Source organism: Pseudoduganella sp. RAF53_2, assembly GCF_052113985.1.
GTDB lineage: Bacteria > Pseudomonadota > Gammaproteobacteria > Burkholderiales > Burkholderiaceae_D > Rugamonas.
Genome location: NZ_JBFRDW010000225.1, coordinates 1 through 8,531 on the forward strand (window position 1 = coordinate 1; position 8,531 = coordinate 8,531).

Annotated in this window: 8 protein-coding genes; 7 read left to right on the forward strand and 1 reads right to left on the reverse strand. The window is 62.9% G+C overall.

The window, feature by feature from the left end; genetic code table 11:
• From AB4Z11_RS14820 to AB4Z11_RS14835, 4 genes are all read left to right on the forward strand, one after another.
• On the forward strand, window positions 1–300 hold a 300-nt coding region (locus tag AB4Z11_RS14820; RefSeq protein WP_442026013.1), incomplete at its 5' end, for a multinuclear nonheme iron-dependent oxidase.
• Window positions 297–1,043, forward strand: coding sequence for an HvfC/BufC family peptide modification chaperone (locus AB4Z11_RS14825; RefSeq protein ID WP_442026014.1), 747 nt, complete (start codon window positions 297–299; stop codon window positions 1,041–1,043). The genes AB4Z11_RS14820 and AB4Z11_RS14825, both read left to right, overlap by 4 nt.
• 9 nt (window positions 1,044–1,052) lie before the next feature.
• Window positions 1,053–1,952: an alpha/beta fold hydrolase gene (locus AB4Z11_RS14830; RefSeq protein ID WP_442026015.1), complete on the forward strand. Its 900-nt coding sequence runs from the start codon at window positions 1,053–1,055 to the stop codon at window positions 1,950–1,952.
• Between the two features lie 19 nt (window positions 1,953–1,971).
• The gene (locus AB4Z11_RS14835) at window positions 1,972–2,382 is read left to right on the forward strand and encodes a DoxX family protein (RefSeq protein ID WP_442026016.1); all 411 of its coding nucleotides are present in this window, start codon (window positions 1,972–1,974) and stop codon (window positions 2,380–2,382) included.
• Here the strand turns inward: AB4Z11_RS14835 and AB4Z11_RS14840 are convergent.
• Complete coding sequence (locus AB4Z11_RS14840; protein ID WP_442026017.1) at window positions 2,379–4,400, reverse strand: tetratricopeptide repeat protein; 2,022 nt, start codon at window positions 4,398–4,400, stop codon at window positions 2,379–2,381. The two genes, AB4Z11_RS14835 and AB4Z11_RS14840, sit on opposite strands and share 4 nt — an antisense overlap.
• 270 nt (window positions 4,401–4,670) lie before the next feature.
• Here AB4Z11_RS14840 and AB4Z11_RS14845 point away from each other — a divergent pair, with 270 nt between their 5' ends.
• From AB4Z11_RS14845 to AB4Z11_RS14855, 3 genes are all read left to right on the forward strand, one after another.
• Entirely contained in the window at window positions 4,671–5,174 is a 504-nt protein-coding gene (locus AB4Z11_RS14845) for a gluconokinase (RefSeq protein ID WP_442026018.1), read from the forward strand.
• A gap of 38 nt (window positions 5,175–5,212) precedes the next feature.
• Window positions 5,213–8,167 carry a TonB-dependent receptor plug domain-containing protein gene (locus AB4Z11_RS14850; protein WP_442026019.1) on the forward strand — a complete coding sequence of 985 codons (2,955 nt, stop codon included), beginning with the start codon at window positions 5,213–5,215 and terminating at the stop codon, window positions 8,165–8,167.
• Window positions 8,168–8,191: 24 nt separating this feature from the next.
• A partial coding sequence (locus AB4Z11_RS14855) for a GntT/GntP/DsdX family permease (protein ID WP_442026020.1) occupies window positions 8,192–8,531 on the forward strand: 340 nt, incomplete at its 3' end.

Genomic DNA, 8,531 nt, shown 5'->3' on the forward strand with positions numbered 1-8,531 from the left:
AACAATGTGTTTGTCAGCGCCAGCAACCATGGCTTCGACGCCCAGGCTTTCCTGCGCGGCATGCCATCCGAGCGCGTGCGCCAGATGCACCTGGCCGGGCACACGCAAGGCAACGGCCTGCTGATCGACACGCACGACCAGCCGGTTCCCGATGGCGTGTGGGACTTGTATTCCGAGGCCGCCGCCCGCTTCCCCTACGCCGCGACCATGATCGAGCGCGACGACAACATCCCGCCGCTGAGCGAATTGCTGGCCGAGCTGGATATCGCCCGCCAGCACGGCATCAAGGAGGCCGCATGAAACTCGAAGAATTGCAGAACGGCTTCCGCTCCTGGCTGACGACCGCATCCGATGATGCCGCCGCCACGCTGGGCGGCGCCCACCAGCCCGGCCTCGCCGTCTACCAGAACAACTATCGCGCACAGCTGGTCAACTCGCTGGGCGCCACCTATCCGCAGGTACGCAGCTGGATGGGTGAAGACAATTTCATGCACGCTGCTGTGAAACACATCGACAATCATCCGCCCCACTCCTGGACCCTGGACGCTTACGCCGACGAATTCGGCGAAACCCTGCGCGACATTTTCCCGCGCAATCCCGACCTGCACGAACTGGCATGGATCGAACACGCGCTGAGCACAGCGTTTGTCGCCGGCGACGCACAGCCCGTACCTGCAGCCGATCTGGCCTCCGTGGACTGGGAAAGTGCACAGCTGCGTTTCACGCCCACGCTGCAGACAGCGCCAGCCACGACCAACGCATCCGACATCTGGTGGGCGATGCAGGAAGGCGAACAGCATCCCGAAGGCAGCATGCTGGAAGAGCCGAAAGGCCACGTGGCGTGGCGCCGCGGTTATGTGTCCTGCCTGCGCACCGTCAGCCAGATCGAGCTGGACGCCATCGCGCAGGTGCAGGCCAACGGCAGCTTTTCCGGTCTGTGCGACTTCCTGGTCGAGCAGCTGGGCGAAAGCGAAGGCGTCGCTACTGCGGGCGGCCTGCTGGCTGACTGGGTTGGCAGCGAACTGATTACCGGTATTGAATAAGGAATTCCCATGACCACCCTCACCCGCCGCGGCTTCCTGTTGGCCGCTTCCGCAGGACTGGCAACGCTCGCGCTGCCCAGCTTCGCGGCGCCAAAGTCCTTACCCCGCCTGATCATCAAGCAGGCCGGCTCGGAGACCATCAGTTTCGGTTACCACTCGGCTGGCCCTGAAGAGGGCAGGCCGGTGGTCCTTCTTCACGACTTCGCGTACGACATCCACAGCTATGCCGAAGTCTCGCAAATCCTCGCCGCGCAAGGCTTTCGCGTGATCGTGCCTTATCTGCGCGGCCACGGCACCACGCGCTTCATCGACCGCAGCTTGGCCCATTCCGGCGAACCGGCGGCACTCGGCAGCGATGTCATCGCCCTGCTCAATGTGCTGGATACGCCGGAAGCCGTCATCGGCGGTTTCGGTTGGGGTGCTCGCGCCGCCCGTGCTTATGCGGCGCTGAAGCCAAGCCGTTGCGTGGGTCTGGTCGCCGTCGACGGCTTCACCGCAGCGCCTGCATTGGCGCGCAGCGGCGCAGCACGCCGCAATGCAGCACACCAGCTCTGGCAGACCAACTCGCCCGCCTGGCATTTCGACGAAGCGCTATTCGCCCGCTCCGCGAAAGCGTTCGACAATCCCGACTTCGCAGMAGTCATCGACCATGCCTACCGCTACCAGCGCGGCGAAGCGGCCGGCCTGCCGCAATACGAAGCCGATGAACAGAAACTGGCGGCCAGTGCCGCCATCGCAAAACCGCTCATCACGCTGCAGGGCAGCGCCAGCGGCATTCCGCCAGTCGGTGAGGCCGGCGCGGACCACCGCCGCATCGAAGGCGCGGGCCACAACATCCCGCTGGAAGCACCACAAGCATTTGCCAACGCCATTACGGAACTGGTCCGCAACGGCAAGTGGCGCACCTGATCAAAGAAAAGGAAAAAACATGAACGCATTGTCACGCTTTTTGCCGCAATCACTGCAACTGCTGGTCGCACGTATCGGCATCGCCTCGATCTTCTTCCTGTCCGGCCGCACCAAGGTGCAGGGCTGGCTGACGCTGAAGCCTTCCACCTATGACCTGTTCCAGACTGAATACGCGTTGCCGCTGCTGCCGCCGGATTTGGCGGCACACCTGGCCACGTATGCGGAACACTTGTTCCCGATTCTGCTGGTGCTTGGCTTGCTGACCCGCTCCGCCGCTCTGGGCCTGCTGGGCATGACGGCGGTCATCGAGATCTTCGTGTATCCGGATGCATGGCCGACTCACCTGAGCTGGGCAGGACTGCTGCTGCCGCTGATCGCTTACGGCGGCGGTTCCTTCTCGCTGGACAATCTATTGCAGCGCCGCCGTTAAGAATCGCTGGCAGGCAGGCGGTGCATGATTTCTGCCGCCGCATTTTCCCGCTTGGTGGCGCGGTACAGCGCCGCCAGCGCATCTGCATTCTCGCGCGTAGCTGGATGGCTGGGCAGCACACGCAAGCGGATCTCAAAAGCCCGCAGCAGCAAAGGCTCCGCCTGCGCCATCTTGCCTTCGCGGTACAGCAGCATCCCCTGCTCATACAGCACCAGCGCGGTCTGGCTGTTGTCCTTGCCGAAGCGTTGTTCGATCAGCGGCTGCGCGCGGTCCAAAGCCTTGCGCGCATCGGCAAAGCGACCCTGTATGCGGTAAAGGCGCCCAAGATTGACAAGGCTGAAGCTCAATTCCGGATGCGTTAGCCCCAGCAATTGCTCGCGCATGCTGAGCGACAGCTTCAGCGCCTTTTCCGCTTCCTCGTATCGTCCCATGCGCGTGTACATCTCGCCGAAATTGCTCCAGCCCGTGGCAATCGCATGGTGCACCGGGCCGAGCGCTTTCTCCTTCAGGGCCAGCGAGCGGCGGTACATGGTTTCCGCTTCTGCAAATTGTCCCAGTTCGGCAAGGCAGGCCGCATAGTCGTTCTGCGTGTCCGCCAGCTGCGGCGAATCCGTACCCAGACCGGCTTCCATGGTGGCCAGGGCCTCAGCAAAGAGCGGACGAGCCGCTTCATTCTTGCCTTCGCGGTAGAGAAGCTGTGCCAGGATTGCCCTGGTACGCGCCACCAGCGGATCGCGTTTCCCCAACTGCTGCTCGCGGATATCCAGTGCTTCGCGCCGGTCGCTTTCGGACTGCGCGAACTGGTCGCGCACCGAGTACAGCGTCGCCAGGCTGGCCAGGCTTTCGGCGACCGCCAGATCGCGCGGGCCTCCTTTCGCCTTGCGCAGGCGCAGCGACAGCTTGTACGCTTCTTCCGCCTGATCGAATGCGCCGCGGTTGAGACGCGCATCGCCCACGCTGTCGAGCACTTTGCCCAGCTTGCCCGCCAGCTCCAGCGCATCTTCATCGCGCTGTTCGGCCGCCGGCGCCGCCCATTGGCCGGCCTTCATCAAATCATCCTCGCCGGGCTGCTTGCCCAGATAGGTCATGGCCAGCGACATCTGCGCATCGGCGTTGCCGCGCTGCGCCGCTTTTTCATACCAGTGGCGCGCTTCGCCGATATCAGCCGGCATACCGCGCCCCTCACGCAAGGCGTCGCCGTAATTCAGCATGGCCGCGATGCTGCCCAGATCGGCCGCCTTGCGCAGCCACCTGGCGCCCTCCGCCGGATCGGCATCGACGCCGCGGCCAAAGGAGTACATCAGCCCCACATTGCGCAAGCCATGCACATTATTCTGCTCTGCCGCCTTGCGATACCAGGCGAGTGCCTGCGACAGCTCCTGGGAGACACCCTTGCCGTGTTCGTAGAAAAATCCCAGCTCTACCTGGGCATCGCCGATACCCGCATCCGCCGCCATGCGCATCAGGCGCGCCGCTTCCTCCATATTTTCGGGGACGCCTACGCCATATTCATTGCACAGCGCCAGCCCATACGTACCCAGACGCTCACCGCGCTGCGCTGCGCGTTCAAACCATTCCACGGCAGCCCTGCCGTTGCGCGCCAGCCCGTCGCCGTTGTAATGACGCCAGGCCAGAGCCACCATGGCCTGTGGCGATCCGGCTGCGGCTGCAGCGCGCTGATAGCCGACGGATTTGTCCGGGTCTTTCGGCACGATGCTGCCGCTGGCATACGACTCGCCCAGCCAGAACAAGGCGTCCACGCTGCCATTGTGCGCCGCCAGCTCATACCAACGCATCGCTTCGGCAGGATCGGCCACGCCCATTTTCCCCAGTTCGTACATCAGGCCGAGACGGAATTGCGCATCCGGACTGCCGCTATTTGCCGCGTCGCGCCACAGGGCGAAGGCTTTCACGAAGTCGTTCTCGCGCCATGCTTTCCAGGCGGCGGCATCTTCAGCGGCGCCGGGATCGGGCGAACGGATAATTGGGCCGGCCGCCTGATGGCTGGATTCGGGCACGCTGGCGCCGGCCCCGGACAGGGCGGCAAGGAGAGCAACTGCTGATAGGGACTGGCGCATATGGCTCGATTTTGACCGAGCCGTATCCCAAACACAACAGCTAAGCAACTGATATCGCTACCAAATTGAGTGGCTTTTCCCTCTGAAGTCAGCTCCACGCGATCCAGAGTTTCCGTTGTGCACAAAAGAAAAAGCTTTACAAATTTTCACAAGGCTCTAGACTTTGTTCAAATGGTAGCGCTACCTAATGCACTGAAAAATGGAGAGCGTATGGAGAAAACAAAAGCCCCCCGCTGGGTCGTGATGGGCGTCAGCGGATGCGGCAAGAGCACGATCGGTACAGCGCTGGCGCAAGCCAATGGTGTGCCGTTCATTGAGGGGGATGCCTATCACCCGGCAGCCAATGTGGCCAAAATGTCGGCAGGCGTGCCGTTGACCGACGAAGACCGGGCCGACTGGCTGTATGCGCTGGCGCGCGAGATCCGCAAAGCGTATGACAGCGGCGCGGGCCTGGTCGTTTCATGTTCGGCCCTGAAGCGGCGCTACCGCGACCTGCTGCGCCAGGCCGATCCGGATCTGCGTTTCGCCCACCTGAAGGGCGACCGCGCCCTGATCGCACAACGGATGCAGGCCCGTGTGGGCCATTACATGCCGCCCTCTCTGCTGGACAGCCAGTTGCGCGATCTGGAGCCGCTGCAAGATGACGAATCAGGAATCACCCTTGATATCACCGAACCGCCTGAGGAGCTGATAAAGCGCATCAAGCAGGTTTAACAAGCATTGCAAGCCATACAAAAAACACGGAGACAACAATGCATACACCAGCACAGAGAACCTTGATTCACCTCGCCGTCGCCAGCGCCTGCTGCATGATGGCGATTCCCGGCTACGCACAGCAAGTGTCAACGGAAGCCCCAAAAGCGGATGAAGCCGCAACAACCGAGGCCGCACCGGTCACCCAGGTTGTTCAGGTTTCCGGCTCGCGCATTGCGGCGCGCGGCTTCACCCAGCCCACGCCGACCACCAGCCTTGGCGCGGCCGATCTGGAAAAAGCGGCCCAGCCCAACCTGTTCGACACGATTGCCGAACTGCCGGCACTGCAAGGCAGCACCGGCCGCACCACCAGCACCAACAGCACCAGCAGCGGCATCCAGGGCCTGAGCTCCCTGAGTCTGCGCGGTCTCGGTCCCATCCGCACCCTGACCCTGCTGGACGGCCAGCGCGTGGTCGGCGCCAACGTGACCGGTGTGACGGACGTCAGCCAGTTCCCGCAGCTGCTGATCAAGCGCGTGGACGTGGTGACGGGCGGTGCATCCGCTTCCTACGGCTCGGACGCGATCAGCGGTGTGGTCAACTTCGTCACAGACAAGAAGTTCGAAGGCTTCAAGGCCAATGTCGAAGGCGGCGTGACCACCTACGGCGACGACAAGAACGGCACGCTGCAGGCGGCATGGGGCAGAGGCTTCATGGACGACAAGCTGCACGTCAGCGTCAGCGGCGAATACATGAAGGAGAACGGCATCGATTCGCCCGGCTTCGGCGAAGTCGGCCCGAACGGCCGTACCTGGTACAAGAACCCGGCCTTCCAGATTCGTCCCCTGGCGCAAACCACTGACGGCAAGCCGCAGTACCAATTCATCGAGCACGCGCAGCAGTACCAGTATTCCAAGTACGGCCTGATTACCAGCGGCCCGCTGCAGGGCACTGCATTTGGCGCCGGCGGCGTGCCTTACCAGTTCCAATACGGTTCGGGCGGCGTACCGACCGGCACCGGCGGCGTCACCAACTGTATCAATCCCTTCTGCGTCGGCGGTGACCTGAGCGGCAGCGTGGGCGCCGGCACCAACCTGGCGATGGACCTGAAGCGCCGCGTGGCCTATACCCGCGTTTCCTACGACCTCGATCCGGACAACGAGATCTACTTCACCGCCAACTACGGTGCCGTGAACTCGCAGTTCTCGCCGAATCCAGGCGCAGCCAAGAACGCCAACCTGACCATCCAGTGCGATAACCCCTTCCTGCCGGCGTCCATCAGGGCAGCCTGCGCGGCCAACAACATCACCAGCTTCCAGTACGGCACGGCCAACGCGATCTTCCCGAACAATATCAATGTTCACCCGACGCGTACCCAGCACCGCTACGTGGTTGGTGCGGACGGCAAGTTCAAGCTGTTCGGCAAGGAATGGTCGTATGACGCCTATGGTGAACACGGCACCAACACCACCGATATCCAGGTTCACGACATCACGCTGAACGCGCGCTACAACGCCGCCATCGACGCAGTACGCGCCGCCGACGGCTCCATCGTCTGCCGCAGTGCGGCCGCGGTGGCATCCGGCTGCAAACCGCTGAACATCATCGGCAACAACCCGGCCGATCCTGCGGCAATGGCGTATATCGAACCGGCCAACGGCCCGTTCCAGCACACCACCCAAAGCCAGAACGTCGCCAGCTTCAATATCAACGGCGAACCATTCGAGTCCTGGGCTGGTCCGATCGCGCTGGCAACCGGCGCAGAATACCGCCGTGAAGCTTACCGCGTGGTTGGCGACCCTTACGGTGCGGGCGTCAGCGCGGATTCGCCGAATTCGGCCAACTTCCCTGCTGACCCGCTGCTGAATTCCACCGTCGGCAATAACTGGTACGCCGGTAACTACCACAACGGCTCCGGCGCCTACCACGTGAAGGAAGCGTATCTGGAGCTCAACGTGCCGATCCTGAAGTCGGCGGCGTGGGGCGAGGCCAACCTGAACCTGGCGGATCGCCACACCTACTACAGCACTTCCGGCCACGTCGAAAGCTGGAAGATCGGCGCCAACTGGAAGACCGGCATCGACGGCCTGCGCTTCCGCGCCGTCACGTCGAAGGACGTGCGCGCCCCCAACCTGAGCGAGCTGTATGCCGCGCCGGTGGTGGTGAACAACGTCGTGCAATACCAGGGCAACACGATCACCATTCAGCAGCGCACGGTCGGCAACACCAATCTGCGTCCGGAACTGGCCCGCAACACCGTGTTCGGCGTGGTCATGACCCAGCCTGGCTGGGCGCCAGGGTTCAGCGCTTCCATCGACTACTTTGACATCAAGGTGCGCGAAGTGATTTCCGCCCTGACGACGCAGCAGGAAGTCGATCTGTGCGTGGCGGGCAATAAGGAAATCTGCTCCGCCATGGTGCTCAATCAGCCTGGCAGCAATTATGTGACACTGCAAGCCTTCAACCTGGCTTCGCTACGCAACAAGGGCTTCGACATCGAAGCGTCCTACCAGAGCAAACTGGATCGCTTCGGCCTGCCGGGCCGCGTGATCCTGCGCGGCCTGGCGACCCGCACCCTGAGCTTCCTGACCGATTCCGGCGTGGTGGGCACCATTCCGACGCAAGGAGCAGGCGTCAATCTGGGCGGTACGCCGAAATGGAAACTGCTGGCGCAGCAGACCTGGGAAAACGATAAGCTCAGCCTGACCCTGAGCGAGCGCTGGTTCAGCGATGGCGTGTACAACAACGAGTACATCGAGTGCCAGACCAACTGCCCGGTATCGACCATCATCCACCCGACCATCTACGACAACAAGATGAAGGGCGCGACCTATGTCGACCTGGGCGGCAGCTACAAGTTCTCCAAGCAGCTGATGGCCTACTTCAAGATCGACAATATCGCGGACAAAGATCCTGAACCGGCACCGCAGGCCAACGCCAGCTTCGGCATCAACCCGACGCTGTACGATGTCCTGGGCCGCACCTACCGCTTCGGTCTGCGCTATAGCTACTAAGCGGAGGACATAGCCGTGTTGGCGATGTTGTCCGTGCTGGCGGCGGTCGTGCTGTTGACCGTCCTCATTGCCTGGGGACGGGTGCAGCCGCTGATCGCCTTCGTGGTGGCGGCGCTGGTGGCGGGCCTGCTGCTTGGCCTGCCGCTGCAAAAGATCCCCGGCGCGATCGAAAAGGGGATCGGCGATCTGCTCGGCTCTCTGATCGTGATCGTCTGCCTCGGCGCCGTCTTCGGCAAGCTGATTGCCGACAGCGGCGCCGCACAGCGCATCGCCACCTCGCTGATCGGAGGGCTCGGCCCCTCGCGCATGCCGGTGGCGCTGACGATCACCGGCTTCGTGGTCGGTATTCCGCTGTACTACAACG